The organism is Oceanobacillus polygoni (assembly GCF_008304605.1).
GTDB lineage: Bacteria > Bacillota > Bacilli > Bacillales > Amphibacillaceae > Oceanobacillus > Oceanobacillus polygoni.
In genome coordinates this window covers 26,953-51,958 of sequence record NZ_PIJY01000035.1, presented here as the reverse complement: position 1 = coordinate 51,958, position 25,006 = coordinate 26,953, and the positions used below count along the sequence as shown (strand labels likewise).

The 25,006-nt window shown below is 38.9% G+C and carries 23 protein-coding genes and 1 riboswitch; of the genes, 12 read left to right on the top strand and 11 right to left on the bottom strand.

From position 1 onward, the window contains the following. Positions 1–208: 208 nt before the first annotated feature. The gene (locus F1560_RS17775; protein WP_149475988.1) at positions 209–1,810 is read right to left on the bottom strand and encodes an ABC transporter permease; all 1,602 of its coding nucleotides are present in this window, start codon (positions 1,808–1,810) and stop codon (positions 209–211) included. Further along, a complete protein-coding gene (locus tag F1560_RS17770) occupies positions 1,810–2,724 on the bottom strand; it encodes an ABC transporter ATP-binding protein (protein WP_149475987.1) in 915 nt (304 codons plus the stop codon). The genes F1560_RS17775 and F1560_RS17770 overlap by 1 nt, the downstream gene beginning before the upstream one ends. A 145-nt stretch (positions 2,725–2,869) precedes the next feature. Between F1560_RS17770 and F1560_RS17765 the strand changes: the two genes are divergently transcribed. Beyond that, positions 2,870–3,475, top strand: a complete 606-nt coding sequence (locus F1560_RS17765) for a TetR/AcrR family transcriptional regulator (protein WP_149475986.1) — start codon at positions 2,870–2,872, stop codon at positions 3,473–3,475. A 27-nt stretch (positions 3,476–3,502) separates the two neighbouring features. Here the strand turns inward: F1560_RS17765 and F1560_RS17760 are convergent, their stop codons facing one another. The 5 genes from F1560_RS17760 to F1560_RS17740 all read right to left on the bottom strand — a co-directional run bounded on the left by F1560_RS17760 (position 3,503) and on the right by F1560_RS17740 (position 7,421). Next, positions 3,503–3,934 (bottom strand): NUDIX hydrolase, encoded by a 432-nt coding sequence (locus tag F1560_RS17760; RefSeq protein ID WP_149475985.1) that lies wholly within the window; start codon positions 3,932–3,934, stop codon positions 3,503–3,505. A 52-nt stretch (positions 3,935–3,986) separates the two neighbouring features. Beyond that, entirely contained in the window at positions 3,987–4,718 is a 732-nt protein-coding gene (locus F1560_RS17755) for an EcsC family protein (protein ID WP_149475984.1), read from the bottom strand. A gap of 61 nt (positions 4,719–4,779) precedes the next feature. Continuing rightward, complete coding sequence (locus tag F1560_RS17750) at positions 4,780–6,117, bottom strand: MATE family efflux transporter (protein ID WP_149475983.1); 1,338 nt, start codon at positions 6,115–6,117, stop codon at positions 4,780–4,782. After that, complete coding sequence (locus F1560_RS17745; RefSeq protein WP_149475982.1) at positions 6,114–6,710, bottom strand: TetR/AcrR family transcriptional regulator; 597 nt, start codon at positions 6,708–6,710, stop codon at positions 6,114–6,116. Before F1560_RS17745 ends, F1560_RS17750 begins: the two co-directional genes overlap by 4 nt. Before the next feature lie 153 nt (positions 6,711–6,863). Continuing rightward, positions 6,864–7,421, bottom strand: a complete 558-nt coding sequence (locus tag F1560_RS17740; RefSeq protein WP_149475981.1) for a DoxX family protein — start codon at positions 7,419–7,421, stop codon at positions 6,864–6,866. A 335-nt stretch (positions 7,422–7,756) separates the two neighbouring features. Between F1560_RS17740 and F1560_RS17735 the strand changes: the two genes are divergently transcribed. The 4 genes from F1560_RS17735 to F1560_RS17720 all read left to right on the top strand — a co-directional run bounded on the left by F1560_RS17735 (position 7,757) and on the right by F1560_RS17720 (position 11,001). Further along, positions 7,757–8,512, top strand: a complete 756-nt coding sequence (locus F1560_RS17735) for a GTP cyclohydrolase II (RefSeq protein ID WP_149475980.1) — start codon at positions 7,757–7,759, stop codon at positions 8,510–8,512. Further along, positions 8,505–9,602: a bifunctional diaminohydroxyphosphoribosylaminopyrimidine deaminase/5-amino-6-(5-phosphoribosylamino)uracil reductase RibD gene (ribD, locus tag F1560_RS17730; protein ID WP_149475979.1), complete on the top strand. Its 1,098-nt coding sequence runs from the start codon at positions 8,505–8,507 to the stop codon at positions 9,600–9,602. The genes F1560_RS17735 and ribD overlap by 8 nt, the downstream gene beginning before the upstream one ends. A gap of 15 nt (positions 9,603–9,617) precedes the next feature. Continuing rightward, positions 9,618–10,193 (top strand): 5' nucleotidase, NT5C type, encoded by a 576-nt coding sequence (locus F1560_RS17725; protein WP_149475978.1) that lies wholly within the window; start codon positions 9,618–9,620, stop codon positions 10,191–10,193. 163 nt (positions 10,194–10,356) lie between these two features. Then, positions 10,357–11,001 (top strand): GntR family transcriptional regulator, encoded by a 645-nt coding sequence (locus F1560_RS17720; protein ID WP_149475977.1) that lies wholly within the window; start codon positions 10,357–10,359, stop codon positions 10,999–11,001. A gap of 206 nt (positions 11,002–11,207) precedes the next feature. Here the strand turns inward: F1560_RS17720 and brnQ are convergent, their stop codons facing one another. Continuing rightward, positions 11,208–12,566 (bottom strand): branched-chain amino acid transport system II carrier protein, encoded by a 1,359-nt coding sequence (gene brnQ, locus F1560_RS17715; protein ID WP_149475976.1) that lies wholly within the window; start codon positions 12,564–12,566, stop codon positions 11,208–11,210. Positions 12,567–12,846: 280 nt separating this feature from the next. On the opposite strand from brnQ, the gene F1560_RS17710 reads away from it, so the two are divergent. Next, entirely contained in the window at positions 12,847–14,013 is a 1,167-nt protein-coding gene (locus tag F1560_RS17710) for a pyridoxal phosphate-dependent aminotransferase (protein WP_149475975.1), read from the top strand. Positions 14,014–14,125: 112 nt separating this feature from the next. Here F1560_RS17710 and F1560_RS17705 read toward each other — a convergent pair whose 3' ends face one another. Continuing rightward, a complete protein-coding gene (locus F1560_RS17705; RefSeq protein ID WP_149475974.1) occupies positions 14,126–14,644 on the bottom strand; it encodes a PPC domain-containing DNA-binding protein in 519 nt (172 codons plus the stop codon). 149 nt (positions 14,645–14,793) lie between these two features. After that, positions 14,794–14,905, top strand: a riboswitch (SAM riboswitch). Between the two features lie 85 nt (positions 14,906–14,990). On the opposite strand from F1560_RS17705, the gene F1560_RS17700 reads away from it, so the two are divergent. From F1560_RS17700 to F1560_RS17675, 6 genes are all read left to right on the top strand, one after another. After that, positions 14,991–15,812: a MetQ/NlpA family ABC transporter substrate-binding protein gene (locus F1560_RS17700; protein WP_149475973.1), complete on the top strand. Its 822-nt coding sequence runs from the start codon at positions 14,991–14,993 to the stop codon at positions 15,810–15,812. Between the two features lie 80 nt (positions 15,813–15,892). Then, a complete protein-coding gene (locus F1560_RS17695) occupies positions 15,893–16,909 on the top strand; it encodes a methionine ABC transporter ATP-binding protein (protein WP_149475972.1) in 1,017 nt (338 codons plus the stop codon). Between the two features lies 1 nt (position 16,910). Continuing rightward, positions 16,911–17,573: a methionine ABC transporter permease gene (locus F1560_RS17690; RefSeq protein ID WP_149475971.1), complete on the top strand. Its 663-nt coding sequence runs from the start codon at positions 16,911–16,913 to the stop codon at positions 17,571–17,573. Positions 17,574–17,590: 17 nt separating this feature from the next. Continuing rightward, positions 17,591–18,367, top strand: coding sequence for an enoyl-CoA hydratase/isomerase family protein (locus F1560_RS17685; RefSeq protein WP_149475970.1), 777 nt, complete (start codon positions 17,591–17,593; stop codon positions 18,365–18,367). 14 nt (positions 18,368–18,381) lie between these two features. Continuing rightward, positions 18,382–19,524 (top strand): alpha-hydroxy-acid oxidizing protein, encoded by a 1,143-nt coding sequence (locus tag F1560_RS17680; RefSeq protein WP_149475969.1) that lies wholly within the window; start codon positions 18,382–18,384, stop codon positions 19,522–19,524. Positions 19,525–19,560: 36 nt separating this feature from the next. After that, entirely contained in the window at positions 19,561–20,775 is a 1,215-nt protein-coding gene (locus F1560_RS17675) for a CaiB/BaiF CoA transferase family protein (protein ID WP_149475968.1), read from the top strand. A 92-nt stretch (positions 20,776–20,867) separates the two neighbouring features. On the opposite strand, the gene F1560_RS17670 is transcribed toward F1560_RS17675, so the two are convergent. Further along, positions 20,868–23,300, bottom strand: coding sequence for a glycogen/starch/alpha-glucan phosphorylase (locus F1560_RS17670; RefSeq protein ID WP_149475967.1), 2,433 nt, complete (start codon positions 23,298–23,300; stop codon positions 20,868–20,870). Positions 23,301–23,312: 12 nt separating this feature from the next. Next, positions 23,313–24,743 (bottom strand): glycogen synthase GlgA, encoded by a 1,431-nt coding sequence (gene glgA, locus F1560_RS17665; protein ID WP_149475966.1) that lies wholly within the window; start codon positions 24,741–24,743, stop codon positions 23,313–23,315. Between the last annotated feature and the right edge of the window lie 263 nt (positions 24,744–25,006).

Here is a 25,006-nt window from a genome sequence, read left to right as displayed (position 1 = left end):
GACACCTCGTTTCTTTCCACAGTACCGTTTAATGTATAGTACCAATCTTTAACTAGTACCTATCATAAAAAATATAACACACAGTACTGTTCATTGCAAGGTACTAAAATAATATATATGTAAAAAAATACAATATATGCCCACATAACAATGAGAACGCCTATTTTATCACTTTTCACTATGATAAAATAGGCGTTCCATTTAACAGCTACCCTTGAATGCCTCGTCGATTATACCCAATGAATCCAATAACAGTTAGTACAATCGCAATAACTACCAGAATTAAAACCCGCATATAGTCCATATCCATTGTAGGGATCTGTGGTATATGATGAAAGGCAGATAGATTGTTTGCCCACTCCGGGAATTCAAGCAATCCCCCAAGATAAATCACAACAAAACTATAAATGACATAGAGCCAGACAAACCCTGTTGCCTTTGGAGCAATGCCGATCAAGAATACTGCAACCCCCATCAAAATCCACATTGCTGGCAAATAAACAAGCGCTGAAGCAAACGTTGTGTCAAATGCTATTCCATCCTCCACAACCACCATCCCAACAGACCAAAGCCCAATCGCGACAAGCGCCTGCATAACAAAGCTTACAATCATACTAAGACAAACATAGCTTCCTAATAAGCGCGAACGTGAAACAGCACGACTATAATAATTTTCCGTCAGATGCTTATTCTCCTCACTTTTCAACTTCATCACTGCCATCACAACGGGAACCGTACTAATCAATGCCATAATTGCCATTAGCAGCACAATAAACTGTTCCATCATGGAAGTATCTCCGCTTTCAGCTAAGAAGGCTTGCACAAACTCATTATCGGTAAAATATACTTCTAAATCGCCTAAAATGGCGCCGAATGAAGCACTAAGCAGAAAAATACCAATTGCCCAAGCGATCAGGTTTGTTCGCTGTAGTCTAAAGGCCAGCCCCATTGTTGTTTGTAAAAAGGCAGACGCATTTCGTTTACCTGCTCGTTCTGGGATAAATCCAGATTCAAGATCACGAATCGCATTCAAATAAAAGGCTACCAGTCCTAAAACAATCGCAACAGCTAGCATGGCATAAACGGGCCACCAATAGTTTTCTACAAATACTTCCGTCCTTACTGTCCATCCAAGTGGAGATACAAGCGAAAGTGCCTCACTACTGACATCCCCACTTGCTCGTACGAGGTACGCCGCAATTAAAGTCCCAAACGAAAGCATCGTAGAACCTCTAGAAGTTTCAGAAAGCTGGGAGAATAGTGCAGTAAATCCTGCAAAAACAAGACCTGTCGCTCCTAGAATTGCTCCATACAAGTAGGCCCCTTCTGCACTCATTCCATCGATACCTAACAGAATGATGCCCGTTCCAATTAATACCGCTACTAAAACATTTGTTACAACTGCAACAATTGCCGCAGCATTCAAATAAGCTAAACGGCCAACTGGCAAGGAACGGATCAGCTCTACACGACCATCCTCCTCATCTGCCCGTGTACTTCGTCCGACGAGTAAAATATTCATGATTGCAACTGCAATCGCCGTAAAAAGTAACATTTCATGTGCAAATAAAGCCCCAATGGTTGCATAATCTTCATAACCAACTCCAAGCATTGCAATCATCGCTGGATTTTCCATTGTAAAAACAAAAGCAGCTCGAGCTTGTTCATCTGGGTAGATATCAGGATATGAAACAGCTGTCGCTAGCGTTACTGCAATTAATCCGACTAGCCATAAGAATAGCTTAAAACGATTTTGCCTCATCATTAATTTCGTTAAATAACCTGTTCCAGTAAAAAGCTTTTGAGACATTACCTGGACCCTCCTGTCCCTGAAGACGTTTGCTCCTCACCTTGATAATGGCGCATAAATAAGTCTTCTAAGGTTGGAGGTGCGCTTTCCAATTTAATAATCCCAAATTGACTAATATGACGGATTATGGCATCCATCTCCTCTGTATCAACTTGGAAGGATAGATTGTGCCCCTCTTTTTCCAGGTTATGAATCCCAACGAATTCATCCAAATTCGTAATCGTTTCCTTCGTTTGAATCGTTAAATTTGTCCGTGTAAGGTGCCGCAATTCATCTAATGTCCCTCGTTCAATTATTTGACCTTGCCGAATAATCCCAACTCGATCACATAATCTTTCTACTTCTGATAAAATATGACTCGAAAGCAGTACACTCTTCCCCGCATCTTTCGCTTCCTGCACACAATCTTGAAATATCCGCTCCATCAATGGATCAAGCCCTGATGTTGGCTCATCTAAAATATACAAATCCGCATCCGATGCAAATGCCGCAATCAACGCTACCTTCTGCCGGTTCCCTTTTGAATAGGTTCGGCTTTTTTTCGTTGGATCAAATTTAAACCGCTCAATCAGCTCTTCTCTTCTCCCTTGATTCGGAGCCCCGCGCATCTTCATAAAGAGATCAATTACTTCACCACCTGTTAAATTCGGCCATAGGTTTACATCTCCAGGAACGTACGCAATTTGCTTATGCAGCTCGACAGCATCTTTCCATACGTCTTTCCCAAAAATTTGTGCTTCCCCTGCTGTTGCCTTTAACATCCCAAGTAAAATTCGAATCGTCGTCGATTTCCCCGCACCATTAGGCCCAATAAATCCATATACTTCTCCTTTATTTAACTCCATATCTACCCCATCTAAGGCAGTAAATTTTCCAAATCGCTTCGTTAATCCCGTTGCTTTTAAAATTGGCATATTTCATTCTCCTCTTCTAGTTATGAAATATTTTAACTTATATAGTTCATAATATACATAAATAATCCATTACGCAACTAATTTATGAAAGATGTTTATTGTTTTATTACATAATTTTGATTACACTACTAATGAGGTGAACAACATGGACGGATTTGAACGCCGTAGAGAGCAGAAGAAAAAGGATATTATTGAAGCCGCAATCGCTTTATTTATAAAGTATGGGGTACAGAAAGTTTCTATAGCTGAAATCGCAAAGGAAGCTAGCGTTTCTCAGGTTACGATTTATAATTATTTTGAAAGTAAAAGCAACCTGGTTCAACACACGTTTCAGTATTATGTTGACCAAATATGGGATGAAATGAAGCATCTACTCACTAGTGAACTTCCCTATGAAGAGAAAATTAAACAATTGATTTCCTTTGAAAAAAATATGGCAAACAGTTCGACAAATAATCAATTTTACCAAGATCTTCTAAAGGATTATGCAACTGGACAAAGCTATGTGGAAGAGGTTTATATAAAAGAAGGATTACCACTCTTAATTGAATTTGTAAATGATGGAAAGAATCAAGGATTTATTGATCCATCTTTATCAAATGAAGCCATACTGTTTTATTTACAGATGTTTCAGGAGTATATGCAACGCGATGATATTGTCCATACACTACTCCCGATATCAGAGGATCTTACAAAGCTATTCTTTTACGGAATTGTTGGCGAGAGGAAAAACGATTATGAAAACACATAAAAAGCTCAGTGCATGCCCCTGAGCTTTTTAAAATTCAATAAGAAATGGATGCGTTTTTTCATCCAAGCAATATTCAATACGTTGTTTGAATTTATGCCAAGTCACCATGCCTAGAGCTTGTTCAATCGGGAAGAATCCTACTTCTAGGCTTTCTGGAGAGGTCGCTAATTTCCCACCGACTGGCTTTGCTAAAAAGAGCGTATTACAAATTGACTTTGTTACATTTTGAAAAATCCCACAGAATTTTATTATTTCTATATCAATCCCGGACTCCTCTTTTGTTTCTCGAATTGCAGCCACCTTTAAAGGTTCTCCTTCTTCAACTTGTCCACCAGGCATTTCCCAACCTCTTCTCGGCCCTTTAATTAATAAAATTTCCTGTTGATCATTGATTACAATTGTTGCTGCTGAAACGATATGCTTTGGTGGTGTATAAATAGATTGCTGTGTCTGTTCCAATATGCTCCCCCATTTTCGTTTATTACTATTTTCTAAGATTAACTCCACTAAACTAATAGTCCAATGGGCGTCCTGCATCTAAAACTCGCATTCGATATACATTCATCGCCGTTTCCGCCAGCTGATCCATCAGATTGTAATTGGCATAGGCACCGACAATTGCACCGAAGCCAGGAATTAATTGAAACATCTTAATTAAATCAATATGATCCCGATATTCTTGTTGGAAAACACGCCAGTCCATGTCAACAAGCTTTTCCTTTTGTTCATCCCAATTCTCTACAATAAATAATGTCTCTCTTCGCTTGTCTTCACTAGAGAATGCAAGCTGAAAAATATGGAGAAGAAATAAACGCTCCTCATATTTACTCGTATCAAATCCATAAACCGCTGCTGCCTCAAAAAGGAATTTCATTTTAATGGACAAGAGCAATGGAAAATCCGCAGCTCCAAGTAAAATTCCACCAGCCCCAGTGCCTGCCCCTTCAATTACTGCCGTTTTACGGTACGCAGTATGCTTTTCCTTTAAAAGCTCGTCCCGCTCATAAAGACCGCCAGTTATTGCAAGTTGCTTCTTCGTTGTCAAATTCGAACCGACTAATGTTGCCTTTACCATATGTTTAATACTATCTGTAACGATTAGATGTACTTTCTCTGGAATCCAACTATTTATTTTTTTTTGTGCTTGTTTCGATAATTTATTGAACATTCCAGACCGCTTCATTACTTTTAGACGCCATGTCTGGACCTCTTCGTATGCTTTCATTTCATAATCCTTTGTCATAAAACCATCCTCTTACACGTGTTATATATAATTATACGTACTTATGAGAAAATAGTTCCCTTTAGCTTCCCGAAAACTCCCGACTTTTACGTGCATATAGAAAAATCGTTACCATCACAATGAACTCAGCAAACGGTATCGAAAGCCATACACCATGAATCCCAAGAAATAGTGGCAGAATCAAGATAAAAATCATCATAAAAATAATTTCCCTTGAGGCAGTAATCCAAGTCGCCATTCGTATTTGTGCAATCGATTGGAAATAACTCATCATGACGAAGTTAATTCCCATAAAGAGATAAGCAATAAAGAATAGACGTACCCCAGTTATCGCAATATCCACAACTTCTTCTGAGAAATCACCAAAAATCCCGACGATCTGTCTTGCACCGATTTGACCAATAACAAATGCTACAAGCCCAGAAATACTAGCTACAACTAAAGCTATCTTCATTGTCTGACTTATTCTTTCTGGCATCTTTGCACCGTGATAATAACTGACGAGTGGTTGCACGGCTGCACCCATTCCTAGAAATAGCATGAGCATGACACTATGCACATAATTTAAGACAGAAAAAGCTGCAACTCCGGCCGTTCCAGCAATGCGTGCCAGCGTAACATTATAGGCGACCGTAAAGACAGAAATACCTACTTCTGCTAAAAAGCTTGGGAAACCCACTGTCATTGTATTTTTAATTAGTTTACGATCAAAACGAATCGAAACAAAACGTAAGTGATTATCTTTTCTAAAGAAGTGTGCCGCCATCACAAATAAACCAATTATTACTGAAATAATCGTTCCAAAAGCAACTGCCGCTACACCTAAATTTAATACATAGAGAATGTAATAGTTAATAGCTATATTGGAAACAGCCGTTACGACTAAAGCTACCATTGCTAAATTTGGATTTTGATCATTTCGAATAAAGGTGCTTAATGCATTTTCTACGGTAAAAACAAATCCAAATAAGAGCATCACTCTTAAATAATCATTAGCAAAAGGAAACGTTTCTTCGTTTGCCCCAAGCGCATACGTTAGGCTCTCTTGAAAAATAAAGGCGGTCAATCCAATAAGAAGCGTACATACAGCAATTAGAACAATGGAATGTGTAAAAATAAACTGTCCTTGTTTTACATTTCGCGCTCCCATTGCTTGTGAAAATAAAGTAGCACCACCTATTCCAATCCAAAGTGACATTGCAACAAAAATTGTATACACCGGCGAAGCAATTCCAACTCCAGCTAGCGCAACTGCTCCAAGACGATTTCCAACCATAATTCCATCAATAACTAAATTCAATGCCATAACTAGCATACCTATTAAAGATGGGATTAGGTATTTCATGAATATTTTGCCAACTGGTTCCGTATGTAAAAAATCCGTTTGCTTAGCTGTCATATTCCATCCCCTTCCGAATAGCGCGCAATTCCATCCCAGAAAATCTCCCATGATGGATTAACAACCTCACGCGCCCGTTCTACACCACCATAAACCAGTTCAACCGTTATCGCATTAAGTAAAGCGATAAACGCGATTGTAACATGCTCTGGTTTTCTATTCTTCAGCACATTATCATCTATTGCTTTTTTAAATAAGGATAAAAAAAGCTTCCTTTCTTCTGCATCATGTTGATAGATAGCATCATTTACTTTTTCATACAGATGCATTGGCGGATAATAGGACATACGTAACCAAAATTTCATATGCTCGCTATGTTCATACCTACTCATAAGATCCTCGATTAATTGATACAGTGTTTCCTTTAACGAGCTTGTACGAAGATGTTTTAATTTCGTATTTAAATCATGAATCTCTTGCTGCAATGTATTATCTAAAACTTGTAAAAACAGGTCATCCTTTCCACTAAAATGCGAATAGATGGACTGCTTTTTTATTCCTACTTTCTCGGCAATTTGCGATAAAGAAGTTCCCTCATAGCCTTGTGTCGCAAAATAGTGCATCGCAGCTTCTTTTATTTTTTCAGCAGACATCCTTTATCCCTCCTTCGACTCACGAACGGTCGTCAGTTAATTATTCTAGCAAGATTTCCTTTAAAACACAAGCCATAATGACTACACAAAAAAGCGGTCAAGTCATGTAATAACTTAACCGCCTACCTAAAAGTCTAACTAATAGATATTATTCTATTCGCGCTTTATTCTCCATGGTGTACCTAGCTTCGGCAATGCCCAGCGGTCTACACCATACCAACCAGCAACCTTCCAAGCCAACACTAATAGCATTGCAATCAGTAGCATCACTGGATTCGAACTAACTGTACCTGCGAGTAAGAAAGAAATGTTCATAAGTGCACCAAAAAACGCAGCAATTCCTGTTAAGAAACCAACAATTAATCCTAGTCCAACTAACAATTCTCCCCAAGCTACCATATAAGAAACTACTGTCGCATTCGGAATGACGAAACTCTCCAGGAACCAAGCATACCATCCTGCAACACCACCTTCTTCAGCTAGGGACATCACTCCTGTCATATAACCCTCAAGAGCAACACCTGCATTTGAACCTGTCCATGCATCATTTGTGACTTTTCCAAAGCCAGAAGTAACCCATGTGTAACCAATATAGATACGTAATATGAGCCAAATCCAAGCAGACTTCGTATTTGAAAATAACCACCGAGATAATGGATTTTCTTCAACATACACTTCTTTTCCATATTTTGCTTCTCTTAATTCGACCACTTCATCTCCTCCTAAAAATTTTAGACTTGCCTTTTTTATAATATCCCCAAACTACAATATTTGAAACTTAAATGCAGTATTTTATTAGAAAACTTTACATTCCCTAAATCATTTGATAATTATTCAATTGCAGGAAAAAGACTCTGGGGATTTATTACTCTTTACGAATTAGCAAAAAACTAACATCTATTACGACGATTGCATATACTAATCGATACAATCCTATTTCAAGACGATAAGGAAGCTAGAGTTTTAAAAAATACAATCCGAGAAAATAAAATTGAAGCCAGAGTCTTTTTTAATTATACTAAATGAAAGTGAAAGGAGATTTTACAATGGGACAAATAAACCTAGAATCAAAAGCATTTTCTATTTTAAAAGATAAAATTGAATTAATACGATCTGAGGATCGAGCTATATATTTAGTAGGACCTATCCAGCTTCCTGTGAATTTATATGGAGAAACTGTTATCTTTCAGTGGTACTGCTGGTTGAATTGCGAGGAAGTTACGGAGGATTACCAAAAAATAATGGATAAATTAGCTACCGCAAACCTAGCTGAATTCCAACAATCCAGCGTCCTTGTTTATGGTGATTTTGAGGGTGCAGACGATGCGCTAATCCGCATGCACTCCATTTGCCACACTGGTGATATTTTTGGCAGTAAACGCTGTGATTGTGGCTTCCAATTAAAAGAATCCTTGAAAAAAATTAAAGAGCACGGCACTGGGGCATTATTCTATTTAGCGAACCATGAAGGTAGAGGTATTGGTCTATTTAGTAAAGCAATGGCTTATGTTCTGCAGGAAAATGGTTATGACACGGTAGAAGCGAATGAACAGCTTGGATTTGTTAATGATTCAAGAAACTACGATGATGCTATTCGTGTTCTAAAAACATTACGTACAAAGCCAGTAACATTAATTACAAATAATCCATTAAAGTTAGAAGCATTGGAAAACGCTGGAATGCATGTATCTGGACGTACACCACTTTGGGGAGACGTTTCGGAGTACAATGAAAAGTACTTGCAAACAAAGGTTATAAAATCCGGACATCTCAAAGAAGAAAGGACTTGCTTGAATGACTAACGATGCATTTTATATGGATCTGGCCTTGAAAAATGCCCAAGCCATGAAAGGACAAACCGACCCAAATCCCCTTGTAGGTTCTGTCATCGTTAATGATAATCGTATCGTTGGTGTTGGAGCACACCTAAAGGCTGGCGAAGCCCACGCTGAAATAAACGCTTTGCGAATGGCTGGTGATCAGGCAAAAGGCGGCACTATTTATGTTACGCTTGAGCCTTGTTCCCATCATGGCAAAACTGGTCCATGTGCAGTCGCAATCGTCGAAGCTGGAATTAAGAAGGTCGTCATAGCAACACTTGACCCAAATCCGATTGTTGCTGGCAATGGTGTGAAAATTTTAGAAGATGCAGGAATCGAAGTCGTTACCGGTGTGATGAAGGACGAAGCACGTAAGATGAATGAGGTTTTTAATAAATTCATTGTAACGAAAAAACCGTTTGTCACATTAAAGGCTGGAATCACCTTGGATGGAAAAGTTGCTTCCCATACATTCAGCAGTAAATGGATAACATCCGAGGAAGCAAGATATGATGTTCATCAGCTGCGAAGCGAAAACATGGCTATCCTTGTTGGAATTAATACCGTACTTAAGGATGACCCTGCACTAACTGCCCGGATTCCAAATGGAAGAAACCCCATCCGTATCGTTATGGATTCCAGCTTAAGAATTCCACTGGAAGCTCAGGTTATCACGGACAAACAAGCAGAAACAATTATCTTTACTAGCCAGAGCTATGACAAAGAGAAACGCAAAGTGTTAGAGGACTTAAATATAATTGTTATAGAAACAAGTGGCACCGAACATGTAAATCCACTGGACGTTGTAACGATGCTTGGTGAAAAAGGGGTCTCTTCTCTATTTATTGAGGGCGGCGGCAATATAAATGCAGCATTTCTGGAGAATAAGCTTGTCGACAAAGTAATCCTCTATTTTGCACCAAAGTTAATTGGCGGTAAAAATGCGCCAACCTTTTTAGAAGGAACAGGGGTCGATCAAATGACCGATGCTGTTGACTTAATCGATACAGACATTCAGCGGATTGGACAGGATTTTAAATTTATCGGTTACCCGTACTACGATAATAAATAGCTAAGGAATGATAAGGTGAAATTTGGTTTTGATATTGATGATACACTCATTAATTTACGGGAGCATGCCTTCCATCTCTATAATAAAAAATTGAAACAAACGGTCGAACTTGATGTATTCCAAAACATTTCACGTGTAGAAATCCATGAAGCATTTGGATTAACGGACGATGAAGGAAAAGAAATGTGGAACAGCTCCTTGGAGGAAATCTACTATACGTCATGTCCGATTTTCCCTGGTGCTGTGAAAGCCCTGCAGGCACTTGTCAATGCTGGTCATGAAGTTTACTATATTACCGCAAGACCAAAAGAACATGGCGAACGAACGAAAGCCTGGATGAAACAGCAAGGATTCCCTGTTGATGACAAGCGATTTTTCTATGGCATGCAAGATGAAGAAAAGCTGGATATTATCAAGGAGCTTGAGCTAGATTATTACGTAGATGATAAACCAGCCGTTCTTGATACATTAGTTAACGGCTCTACAAAGGTCTATGTAAAGGATCAAAGCTATAATCGCCATCTGCAGGATATCCCTAGGATAGTTGATTGGACAGCTTTCATAAATACAATACTGAATAACAACGAATGAACAGGCTGAGTATAGTAGCCTGTTTCTTTCTTTTCTCATAGATTTAATCTTGCGTTTCATTTCTAATTTACCATATGCGATATATTACATATTCCAAAATGAGGTATTTTCATGTATACTCAATAATATGCTATTTAATTTTTTCTGGAAGGTGTGAACTGCATTGCCAATACCAACTGATCATTTAAAACCTGTTCGTCTATCCGCTAAGGAAAACGCATTCAATCAACTTCAACAATGGATTATAGACGGTACCTTACTTCCAGGGGAAAAATTAAACGACACGGAACTTGCTAAAGCATTAGGTGTCAGTAGGACCCCTATTCGAGAGTCCTTACAGTTGCTGGAATCACAAGGCTTTGTAAAAATGTATCCCGGAAAGGCAACCCAGGTTACCGAGATAGAAAAGGAATCAATTAAAGATATCCTTCCACCCTTAGCAGTATTACAGTCATTATCAGCAGAATTAGCAGTTGCTAATTTGTCTCATGAAACGTTGGAATTACTAAAGAAAACAAATCAACAATTTTCCGACGCAATTAAGTCAGAAAATTATTATTCTGCCTTAAAAGTCGATGAACAATTTCATAAAATTATTGTTGATACAACAGGCAATACCTATATTCAAGGAATGCTTGATTCGTTACAAGCACATGTACGAAGACTATTTTTCCATAATTCCATTATACTTACTGACAAGTCGATTGATGACCATTGGAGAATCATTGAACTAATGGAGGCAAAAGATACAGAAACACTTGCTACCGTCATGAAAAAGAATTGGCTCCGCACAATGGATGCTTTTTAGTTATACTACCCACATTCAGAGCTGCTCATCTCTATGGCGAGCAGCTTTTGCTTTAATGCGAGCACACACTACTAAAGCGAACAGCTGTTCATCTTAACCCAGCACCACTTACATCACTCCGAGCACCTCCGGCCACCAGTACAAAACCAGGTCTACATAGAAAAACCCGATCCCCACTTGAGTGGGATTCGGGTTTTTCGTTTCATTTAGACTTCCTGTGTTGAACCTACATTTTGTACTCTAGCAATAACACCTGTAATGATAATAACAATTGCCGCTGGGAGCAACCAGCCCATCCCTTCATTGTAGAACGGTAGAACTCTTTCATAGAAGGATATTACCGGAATCATCCAGCTGAAATAGTCTATACCTAGTGAACCACAAAGTGCCATTAAGCCATCAAAGATGCTGATTAAGAACGTGACTGCAGTAGTAGCAACATATACCATACGTGCATGGTTAAATAGTGGAGAAACAAATGTTAATAGCATTAATACGATTGCTAACGGATATAAGAACATTAAAACTGGGATCGAGAATGTAATAATATTCGCTAATCCAAAGTTTGCAATAATAAACGTTAATGTACTAAAAAATATAACCAACACTTTGTAGCTAATCTTTGGAAATAATGTGTTGAAATATTCTGCGTTCGCTGTTATCAAACCAATTGCTGTTGTCAAACAAGCAAGGATAATCATCACTGCTAGCATGACAGACCCAAACGCTCCGAAATAATAAGATGCAGCACCACTTAGTACTGGACCACCGGTATCAAATATACCTAATGTCTCTGTACTCGTTGCTCCTAGAACCGCGATCCCAACATAAATAATTCCTAGTAGTGAAATCGCAATAATTCCCGTTTTTGCTGTCGCAGAAAGGATTCCACTTTTTGATTTTACTCCCAACGCACGAATAGCATTAATTACGATAATTCCAAATACAAGTGAAGCTAAAGCATCCATTGTGTTATATCCTTCTAAGAAGCCTTTAGCAAATGCGCCACTTTGATAAGCTTCCTGCGGGGGCTGCAATGCTCCCATTGGATTGAATATAACAACCAGAAGAAGAATAACAATCAATGCAACTAGTGCAGGTGACAATATTTTTCCTACATTATCAACAATTTTCCCCGGAAACAACGAAAACAAAAGTGTTATCGCAAAAAATAGAAGTGTGAAAATAAGTAAACCAGACTGCTGTGCACCCTCACTTATAAATGGTGCAATTCCAACCTCATAAGCTACAGTTCCTGTTCTTGGGGCTGCAAAGAACGGCCCAATCGTTAAATAAAGCAATGACGTGAAAAAGATTCCATATACCGGATGGACCCTGCTAGATAACTCCTGCAGGTTATTACTACCAGAGAATCCCATTGCTAGTATCCCAAGCAAAGGCAACCCTACGCCTGTAACTAAGAATCCGATGACTGCAGGCCAAAGGCTTGTCCCCGCATACTGTCCTAATTGAGCTGGGAAAATTAAGTTTCCCGCTCCAAAAAATAGTGCAAACAACATAAAACCAATTGCTAAATATGATGAAAAAGATATTTTATTATCCATCAATAGTTCCCCCTTAGTTGCAAATTAAGCTCGTACATTATATTAAATCTTTCGACAATTTAAGTGAGCTAAGTTCATTTGATTGATGTTGATAATCATACTATTTCCCTAACAAAAATGCAATATATTACAGAATTTATTTTAATATTTTTCAAAAATGAAAACAGATTAACTACAATTGATTTTATGATACGACAAATGTTTCATCTCTAGACAGATTCATTAAAAGATTATAGAATTTACTCAACAATTCAACTTACTAGTAAAGAAGGTTATATCAATGGAATTTTCGAATCGGTTAAAAGGGTTACCTGCTCAATTTTTTGCAACCCTTGTACAAAAAGTTACAGCAGCATATGCAGAAGGTCGAGATGTTATTAATCTGGGACAGGGAAATCCCGACCAACCAACCCCTTCTCACATTGTTAAAGCATTACAGCAATCTTCAGCAGAACCGAATACACATAAATACTCCCCATTCCGTGGAACAACAGAGTTAAAACAAGCTGCGGCGGATTTTTATAAAAGAGAATACAATGTCGACTTGGATCCAGAATCGGAAGTGGCTGTCTTATTTGGAACGAAGATTGGATTAGTAGAATTACCACTCGCTTTAATGAATGACAAAGAATTACTATTACTACCTGATCCTGGCTATCCAGATTATCTATCTGGTGTCGGATTAGCAAATGTACGTCATGAAGTAATGCCATTGCTCCGTGAAAATAATTTCTTACCGGACTATGATAAGCTCAGTTCTAAGCAATTAGAAGAAGCAAAACTACTCTATTTAAATTATCCCAATAATCCTACTGGTGCTACTGCCTCGAAATCATTTTTCGAAGAAACGGTTAAGCTAGGTAAAGAACATTCCATTGGAATCGTACATGACTTTGCTTATGGAGCGATTGGTTTCGACGGCAATAAGCCGGTTAGCTTTATGGAGGCAGATGGAGCAAAGGATATTGGAATTGAACTCTATACATTATCAAAAACGTATAATATGGCTGGCTGGCGTGTTGGATTTGCAGTAGGTAATAGAGAAATAATAGAGGCCATTAATCTATTACAAGATCACTTATTTGTTAGTATTTTCCCCGCTGTACAGCATGCTGCAGCAATCGCGTTATCAGATGACCAAGCGTGTGTTGATGCACTAGTCTCCCTTTATGAAGGTCGTAGAAATGTATTAATAGCTGAATGTGAACGAATTGGTTGGGAAGTTGCGGCTCCAAAAGGCTCCTTCTTTGCCTGGCTACCAGTTCCGAAGGGCTTTACAAGTGAGGTGTTCGCCGATTTTCTATTAGAAAAGGCAGATGTTGCAGTTGCTGCTGGTAATGGCTTCGGATCATTCGGTGAGGGATATATTCGGATTGGCTTACTCGTTGATGAAGAGCGTATCAAGGAAGCAGTTAAGCGAATTGAAAAACTAAATATTTTCTCCTAAACAAGCTGTATAGGTTAGGCGATCTTAAAATCATAGCTCGGTTAAGGTCGCCTTTTTATAATGTACCATTATTACAAACAACAGGTCTATGCCAATCCTTACTCCGAAAAGACTAACTTACGGTTTTTTTCAATAACGTATATGTTGCTACCTCTCCATGTTTGACAGGATAAAATTGATTCCCACCTGTTTCCTCGTCATACTTCCGATGAAAGCTCATCCCCTCAACAGCGGTAAGAACGAGATCTACTGTAATAACAGGATTCTCCCCTTTTACAAGATGACCACCGAATACATTTCCTTCTTGATCACACATCGTACCATGAAAGTGGATATCAAATTCACCATCACGCCGACATACAACTCCTGTTCCTTGCAAGAATTCAATTGGGCCTTGCCTTACCTGTATCTCTCCATAGCCAGCACCAACTTTTGATTGACTATTTGGTACTAAATATAAATAACCTGCTTGCTTGAAACTACCAAAACAACTATTAATTACAGCAGCTTCCATATCATTTTCATGACACAACTGCTCAATACCTGTTAAAAGATCTGTTCCAGCTAATAACCTCGCTGCAAGAACTGTTCCTGTTTTCCCTTTTGCATAATGTGCACGACACAATGTCATGATTCATCTCTCCTCACCACTAAACAGAAAATTACAATTATCATAATAATAAGGGGAATCATAAAAGAATTGCAACAATAAATAAAATAAGTATTGACTGAATTACAATTATACGTTAATTTATATAAATAGAATCGAATAGCTGACATCTCTTATCAAGAGTAGCTGAGGGACTGGCCCGATGAAGCTCGGCAACCTTTTATGTGAAAAACATAGAAAGGTGCTAAATCCTGCAAAACGTAACGTTTTGAAAGATGAGAGAGGACCTCTGTAGTAACTACAAGCCTCTCTTTCTTAATTAAAGAGGGGCTTTTCTATTACTAGTAATACTACAGGGGGTAATAAAATGAAAAATTTAGGGTTAGTTTTATCAATTATTTTACTAGCTGGAATACTTGTAGCTTGTGGCGATAATGCTTCTGGCAACACTACTACACTCAACGAGGATAAAATAGTAGTTGGGGTTACTGCTGGTCCACATGAACAAATTGTGGAAGCTGCTGCTGAGGTTGCTGCAGAAAACGGACTTGAGGTGGAACTAAAAGTATTCTCTGACTATGTATTACCAAACACCGCATTATCCGAAGGTGATTTGGATGTGAATAGCTATCAGCATGAGCCATTCCTAGATCAATTTAATGATGACCATGGTACTGATTTAGTACCTGTTGGTAAAACTATTTTGAACCCAATGGGTGTTTATTCAGAAACATACGAAAGCATGGATGATCTACCTGATGGAGCAACATTTGGTCTACCAAATGATCCAACAAACGGTGGTCGTGCGCTATTTATTTTAGAAGAAGCGGGAATTATTTCATTGGAAGAAGGCAAGAAAGAGACTGCTTCCATCCATGATGTCATAGATAATCCGAAGAACTTGGAATTTATTGAGTTAGACGCTGCACAAATTCCAAAGCAACTCAGTGAAGTCGATGCAGCAGCAATTAATACGAATTTCGCTTTAGGCGCAGGAATCAATCCAAAAGAAGATTCTATTCTTTTAGAATCCACCAACTCACCATATGTAAACTTTATCGTCGTACGTGCCGAAAATGAAAATGACCTCGCCGTTGAAAAATTCATTGAAGCATACCAATCCGATGAAGTGAAAGCATTTATTGAAGAAGAATTTCAAGGTTCTGTAATTCCAAGCTGGGATGAATGATATATAATTACCTCTATAAGGAAAAAGAGAATGTTGCGACTACTGGAGCAGCATTCTTTTTCGAAAGGACTGTAGGTTAGATGATTAAATTAGAGAACATCACGAAAGTTTTCCCATCTAAAAATGGGAACGTAACAGCTGTAAATAATGTTAACCTTCATGTGAAAAAGGGAGAAATCCACGGTGTTATTGGCTATAGTGGAGCTGGAAAAAGCACATTAATTAGACTTGTCAATTTACTCGAAAAGCCGACTAGTGGAAGCGTGTCAATCAACGGAACTGAATTGACCACCCTATCACCAGAAAAACTGCGACAAACACGACAAAAGGTCGGGATGATTTTTCAGCACTTCAATCTATTAAAAACTGCTACTGTTTATGACAATATTGCAACTCCGTTAAAACTTCTCGGTTATGATAAACAAGAAGTGAAAAAACGTGTTGAAAAATACTTAAAGATTGTTGATTTGTCCGATAAGCAAAACAGCTACCCGTCCCAACTATCTGGTGGACAAAAACAACGGGTAGCCATTGCTAGAGCATTATCACAAGAACCAGAAATACTGCTCAGCGATGAAGCGACAAGTGCACTTGATCCGGAAACAACAAATTCGATTCTCGACCTCCTTCTAAAGATTAATGAAGAGCTCGGGATTACAATTTTACTCATTACCCATGAAATGAATGTCATACAGAAAATTTGTGATTATGTGTACGTACTTGAAAATGGTGAAATCATCGAACAAAGCTCTGCAATTGAGCTGTTCACAAATCCTCGTAAACATACGACGAAGAAATTCTTAGATACCATTTCCCAACGTAAATTATCAGTATCACTTATTTCCCAATTAAAGTTGAATGGTACCGTAACTAGACTTACATTTATTGGTGAGAACACGGGTCAGCCTTTACTTTCACAGGTAAGCCAAAAGTTTGGCGTGGAGCCAAATATACTCACTGCAAACATTATGGAGCTAAAAAACGACATTGTTGGAAATTTAGTCATCCATCTCGTTGGTGAACAAGAACAAATCCATGCATCCTTGGAATTCCTAAACAATCAAGGTGTCACAACAGAAGAAGTGGAGGGAGAATAACATGGAAGCATTTATCCAAAATTGGTTACCTATTATCGGGGAGTCTGTTATTGAAACATTCCAGATGGTAATCATTTCGCTATTTTTTGCAATATTAATTGGAGTTCCATTAGGAATTCTCGTAGTACTTACACGTCCCGGTCAAGCACTGGCAAATAAAGTCATCTACCAACTACTCAATTTAGTAATAAATGTAGTCCGTTCGATTCCATTTATTATTCTATTGTTCTTTATTTTACCATTTACAAAATTCCTGGTAGGAACAACGATTGGTGTTCAAGGTGTCATCGTCCCGCTCGTTATTTACACCGCACCATATATTGCTAGATTATTAGAAACTTCTTTGCTAGAGGTTGATAATGGTGTAATTGAAGCTTATAAAGCAATGGGAGTTAAAACAAGACAAATTATCTGGAATGTGATGCTGCGAGAAGCACGCCCATCGATTATTTTAGGCTTAACGATCGCAACGGTCAGTCTAATTGGAGCTACCGCAATGGCTGGTCTCGTCGGAGCAGGCGGACTTGGAGACCTTGCATATCGTTTTGGACATTTACGATATGAAGTAGATGTCATGTATGCTACTGTCTTTATTCTAATTATACTCGTTCAAGGAATACAATCCCTTGGAAACAGGCTGGCAGCACGTTTGAAAAAAGACTAGTATAGGAGGTTTTTTGCATGTCAAATGAGCTTTATATTGAAAAGGATGGTGCGATTGCATCCATTATCATCAACCGACCTGAAAAAAAGAACTGTTTTTCACTCGCTATGTTTCGACGATTAGAAGAATTACTGGATGAACTCAAACTGGATAACGCTATAAAGCTTCTTATTGTCCGTGGTGTTGATGAAACAGCCTTCTCTGCAGGTGCTGATATTACGGAGTTTCTAGAAGTTCGTTTGCATGCGGAAAAGGCAAAATCATATAATGATTTTGCACTTGGGGCAATTGAAAAGTTATATCGTTTTCCTAGGCCGACAATTGCTATGATCCAAACCCTTGCTATTGGCGGTGGACTAGAGCTTGCTAATGCATGCGATTTCCGATTTGCAACATCAGAAAGCAAATTAGGAATCACTGCTGCAAACATCGGCATTGTTTATAATCTGACAAGTACGAAACGACTATTTAATTTAATTGGTCCTTCGAAAACAAAAGAATTGCTGTATACAGCAAAGCTGATTACCGCAGAAGAAGGAAAAGAAATTGGCTTAATTGACTATGTATGTACTCATGAAAAAATTGAGGAGGACGTATTGACATTTGCCAAACAAATCCTAAAAAAATCTCCGGTAGCAAACTCCGGCATTAAGCGAGTCATTCAAGCTATTATCGATGGAGAAAATGCAGAAACGGATGCTATTTCAGATCTCATACTCGAATCATATAGCTCGGATGATTATACGGAAGGTATCCAAGCATTCTTAGAAAAAAGAAAGCCAAATTTCTTATAAAGGTGTGAGCACGCATGACAACAGGACAAAAGAATGATTCATTTATCGAAAACATCGTTTCATCTGAAGTATTCCCTTTCAGTGCAGAGGAATTAGAAGCTGCTGCAAAAGAAAAAATTGATACTGCTGCATTCGGGTACACTCGTTCTGGAGCAGGTGGTGAGGAAACATTAAGAAAAAACATCGCTAGCTTTGACAAATATTCAATAGTACCTAAATATTTGAATGATGTGTCCGTCGTAGATACGAGCATCGAACTATTTGGCCGTACATATGCACACCCATTTCTACTTGCACCTGTTGGAATGCTAAAAATAACACATGAGGATGCTGAAATTGCCGTATCAAAAGCTGCCGCAAAATACCACGTTCCATATATCCAAAGCACAGTATCTAGCTACTCTATTGAGGAAGTAGCTGTAGCCTCTGGCAATAGTCCAAAATGGTTTCAACTCTATTGGTCAAATAACGAAAACATCTCCTACAGCATGGTTAAACGTGCGGAAGAAGCAGGCTATGAAGCGATTGTCTTGACGATTGACACATTTATGTTTGGCTGGCGAGAAGAGGATATGCGAAACCGTTTCTCACCTCTTAGAGAAGGTTATGGAAAGGCAAATTATATAACGGATAACGTCTTCCTATCTACACTTGCACATGATGATCACGACTCTGTTATTCAAGAGATATTACAAAATATTTATCATCCCACACTCAATTGGAAGCATGTAGCCGAGTTGAAAAAGCGCACATCCCTTCCAATTTTATTAAAAGGTGTCTTACATCCATCTGATGCTCGACTTGCGATCGAAAGTGGTGTTGACGGTATTATTGTTTCCAATCACGGTGGTCGTCAGCTGGACGGAGTTATCTCCAGTATCGATGCGCTTCCAGCGGTTGCAAAAGAAGTAGGTAGAGAAATCCCTGTTTTGCTTGATAGTGGAATTCGTCGCGGGGCTGATGTTGTCAAAGCACTCGCCTTAGGTGCCGATGCGGTATTATACGGAAGACCTTACGTATATGGGCTAGCCATCGCTGGACAAACTGGTGTCGAAAAAGTACTCGAAAACTTCATTCAAGAAACAAAGGTCTCACTCGCACTTTCTGGAGCAGCTAATGTACAGGCAGCTCGTAATATTCATATCGTAAAAAGCTAGCAACGACAGAAAAACAAACTTAAGGAGTGGCATCCAATGGAACAAGCATTAAAAGGCATGAAAGTAGTTGACTTATCTCAGGTTTTAGCAGGACCATATTGCACAATGGTATTAGGTGACATGGGTGCCGATGTTATAAAGGTAGAGAAGTATCCAGTTGGCGATGACACACGCTCAATGGGACCATATATCAATGAAGAAAGTTATATGTACATGATGGTCAACCGAAATAAAAGAGGCATGTGTGTAAATTTAAAAACCGAAGCAGGACTAAATGTTTTATACGATCTCATTAAGGATGCAGACGTGTTTGTTGAAAACTATCGTCCCGGTGTAACGAAAAAACTTAGCATTGATTATGATACATTAAAAGAGATTAATCCAAATCTTATCTACTGTTCCATCTCTGGTTATGGACAAACTGGCCCGTATCGCAATAAGGGCGGATTTGATATTATGGCTCAGGGTCTTTCTGGTTTAATCGATATGACTGGCGAAAAGTCAGGAAATCCTGCTAAGGTTGGAATTGCGATTCATGATATTGCTGCAGCTGAAACCGCCATTCAATCGATACTCACCGCCTACATTCACCGTTTAAAAGGTGGTAAAGGTCAGTACATTGACATTTCACTCGTCGACTCGGGACTTGCCTGGACGGTTTGGGAGGCTGCTGCTTACTTTGGTAAAGGTGAGGTTGCACGTCGGAACGGAACCGCACACCGCGTATCTGCGCCTTATCAAGGCTTTAAGACGAAAGATGGATTTATCTTAATCGGAGCTGGAAACCAAAAGCTATGGGAAAATTTATGTCGTCATGTTTTGAAAAAGCCAGAATGGATAGAAGAACAACGCTTTTTAACGAACAGCATACGTGCAGAAAATGTAGCAGAGCTCGAAGCGGAAATGGAACAGGTTCTAACGACCGAATCGAGTGACTATTGGCTAGACCTGTTAGATACACACGGTATTCCATCTGGACCAATCTTATCCTATGATCAAACATTAAATAACGAACAGATCAAGTCACGTGACATGATTTTGGATTACGAACATCCCATTGGTGGTTCCATGAAAACACTTGGATTCCCTGCCAAATTTTCCGAAACACCTGGACAACTTGTGAAGCCTGCTCCACTTCTTGGTCAGCATAATAAAGAAATCTTAACAGAGCTTGGATACACAGCTGAAACGGTCGAGCAATTGGTTGATGATGCAGTACTAAACAATAACTCCGTCAACGTGGAAGCATAAAGCTAATCCATCGCTTGCTAGATTATTTGGATCGTGTTCTAGGTATAGCGAGACATAGTAAAACGAAAACCGGGCACCTAAGCCCGGTTTCTCTATACCTTTTTAATTTTCCAGATTTCTGTTGCATACTCCTGAACTGTCTGATCACTAGAAAATTTCCCTGAGTAGGCAATATTTGTGACACTCATATTCAACCACGTATTCCGGTTCCGGTAGGCCCGTTCAATAAGCTCATGTGCCTCTAAGTATGGTTCAAAGTCCTTAAGCACAAAATACGGATCATTGTGGTATAGAATATTGTAATAAATATCCTTAAATTCGATATTATGCACACCGAACTCTCCTTGATTCAACTGATCTAAAACTCGTTTGATCCGATCGTCCGTATTATATAGATCTCTTGCATGATAGCCACCATGCTGATAATAATGCAGCACTTCATCGGCTGTCAGTCCAAAAATGAACATATTCTGATCACCGACTAAATCATGGATTTCAATGTTCGCTCCGTCCATCGTGCCAAGTGTCAAGGCGCCGTTCATCATCATCTTCATGTTCCCAGTTCCAGATGCTTCCTTACTCGCAGTTGAAATCTGTTCACTAATATCAGCAGCTGGGATAATCTTTTCCGCTAAGCTAACATTATAGTTCTCCAAGAAAATAACTTTTAATCGATCCCTTACGTCTGGGTCATAATTAACGATTGATGCTACCGTATTAATTAATTTTATAACTTCCTTCGCCAAATGGTAGCTTGGAGCTGCTTTTGCCCCAAAAATAAATGTTCGCGGCGTAATATCCTGATTCGGGTTATCTTTCAGTTCATTATATAAATAAATAACATGGAAAATATTTAACAGCTGACGCTTATATTCGTGAAGCCTTTTGATTTGTACATCGAAAATCGATCGCTCATCCACCGTTATTCCTAAATGCTGATGAATATAATTCGCTAACACTTTCTTATTCTCGTGCTTTACCTGATCGAATTTATCCACCAAAGCACTATCATTCGAGTACTTTAACAAGCTGATCAGCTGCTTCGGTCGTTTCACCCATTGTGGACCAATAACGTCTGTTATCAAATCGGCAAGCTTGGGATTCGCCTGCAATAACCAACGACGATGCGTAATGCCATTCGTCTTATTGTTAAACTTCTCTGGGTACAAGGTATAGAAATTTCGCATTTCCTTTTTCTTTAAAATCTCCGTATGAATGCGTGCTACACCATTGACGCTAAAACTGCCAACAATTGCAAGTCGTGCCATATGGACGCGCCCATGCGCAATTACCGCTAATTCAGAAATAGAATCCCTTAACTCTTCATGGTCAAACCAGATTCCTTTACAAAACCTTTCATTGATTTCATCGATAATCATATAAATTCGTGGTAAGAGATTTTGCATCATCTCTTCCGACCACGTTTCTAAAGCCTCACTCAATGTCGTATGATTCGTATAAGCAAACACATTTGTTGTTACCGCCCACGCATTATCCCAGCTAAATCCCTCATCATCCATTAAAATTCGCATTAATTCTGGAATCGCTAAGCTTGGGTGCGTATCATTTATTTGGATGACCACTTTTTCCGCTAAACGACTAAGTGGCAAGTGATGATTTTGTTTAAAGTGCTTTAAGATGTTCTGAATACTGGATGACACTAGAAAATATTGTTGCTTTAAACGTAGCTCTTTCCCCTCATAACTAGAATCATCTGGATATAAAAATCCTGAAATTTGTTCAATGGAATGCTGATGATCTAGATCATGATAATATTCCTTGCTCGCTTCCAGTAAACCATCACCATTATTTTGATGAATAACTTCTGCACTCCACAATCGTAGCGTATTAACTGTATCATTTTCATAACCAACGATTGGAATATCGTACGGAACAGCCATCACCTTATCTGTGTTTCGGTATTCAAATTCAAGTGAGCCATCATTTTTCTTAAACATATGTACATCACCATGGAATTGAATAACAACCGCTTCTTCCTCATTCCTCGTTTCCCACGGATATGGGTTTTTCAACCAATAGTCTGGCAGTTCAACCTGGTTCCCATGGATAATCCGCTGTTCAAATAATCCATACCGATAACGAATCCCGTAACCATGACCTGGAAAGTTTAACGATGCCAATGAATCTAAGAAACATGCAGCAAGACGACCTAAGCCGCCATTTCCTAATGCAGCATCATGCTCTTCTGAAAAAATATCTTCTGGCTCAAAGCCAAGCTCTCGCAAAGCTTCCTTCGCTGTATCAAGCATGCCGCAATTTAAGAGATTACTTGCAAGCATTCTGCCAATCAAAAATTCCATTGATAAATAATAGACTTCTTTATTCTTGCCGTCTCGATAGTTTTTGCGCGTCTGAAACCACTGCTGTTTTATCTCTTCATTGACAATCGATGCAAGCACATAATAGATATCCTTGGATGTCGCTTCCTTAACTTCTCTTCCCTTATCGGAAATAAGCTTCCTTAAAATTTCCTGTTTCAATGTATCTACCGTTAACTGCGTCAAGGAAACATCCCCCTATCCCAAAATTGATTCCGGCACGAGATTCGCATAAATTTCAGCATATTGATGTGCTGATTCTTTCCAGCTGAATTGACTTTTATTTACGTTTTTCAATAAATTCTGCCACTCTGTTGTATTCCCATAAATGGTTAACGAGTAGTGTAAAACATTTAAAAGGTCATGTGCATTATAATTCATAAAGCTAAAACCATTTCCTTCACCAGTCCATTCATTATAAGATGAAACCGAGTCCTTAAGTCCACCAGTCTCTCTAACTATTGGAACTGTCTTATACTGCAAAGCGATCAGCTGTGATAACCCACATGGTTCAAATTTAGATGGCATCATAAAAAAGTCCGCACTCGCATAAAGTCTTCGAGCAAGCCCTTCATCAAAGGATAGAATCGCTTTTACTTTATCCGGGTAACGATTAGCCAGATCTGCAAAATAGATTTCAAATTCTGGATCTCCAGTTCCTAATACGACAAAATGCACATCCTCCTCCAAAAATTCATCTAAAATATGCTGGACAAGATAAAGCCCCTTTTGTTCTACTAGCCTGGTAATAATAATGTACAATGGGGTACCATCTTTATAGGGAAGGCTGATTTCTTCTTCGAGTTTGATTCGATTTTGTCTTTTCTTTGATCGTGCTGATCGATAATTCACAAACAGATTCGGATCTGTTGATGGATTGTATTCTTTTGTATCAATCCCATTGAGTACACCAATAAGATCATCTGACCTTTCCTGCAGTATCGTGTGAATACCTTCACCATAGTAAGGATCCTTAATCTCCTCTGCATAGCTTGGACTCACGGTCGTAATTTTATCCGCATGGAACAAGGCGCTCTTTAGACAATTGAGCATTCCATCCCATTCCATCCCAGCGATATGCTCTCTCCTAAGATTGAAGAAATCATCAAATATATGTAGAGGCATAACGCCTTGATATTTGAGGTTGTGAATCGTAAAGATTGTTTTCATCTCTTCAATTGGCTTCATAATATTGGCAAGTGCCACAGTAATTCCCGCCTGCCAATCATGTGCATGAAGCACTTCTGGACGATAATCAAGATGCCTTAACGATTCTATAACAGCATGACTAAAGAAAACAAATCGCTCTCCATCATCGTAATAGCCGTAAATTCCCTTCCTTGTAAAATAATAGTCATTGGCGATAAAATAATACGTAATTTGATCATACTCTAACTTAAATAGTTGGGCTTCTTGTTTTCGCCAGCCTAATTGCACGTCAAAGGTTGTCAGATACTCCATTTGGTCTTTCCATATATCATCCATTTCATCATATAATGGTAATATCACTCGGACCTCTTGCTTTGCCTCCCTTTTCAGCGCTTGTGGAAGTGATCCCATCACATCTGCTAATCCTCCAGTTTTAATAAATGGGGTACATTCAGAGGCAACAAATAAAATATTGCTCATTTTTCTCACCTTCCTTTTATTTTTAAAAATTTCTTTACGTAAAAATAGCCCTAACTCTTATCCAATCGATAAGATAGCTACAGGACAATCGGTATGTCCTGTAGACGTCGCTTACCGGGTGCTTACGCTTTTGCCTACGTCCAGCTCCAGCACCCAGCGACTAGCGAGACTTCCCTCACCTCCGTACGATAAGTCAACATCGACTCCCTACGGTCGCCGTGTTTCCTTTATCTCCTACGGTTCAGTCCAGTCCGTACGTCGCT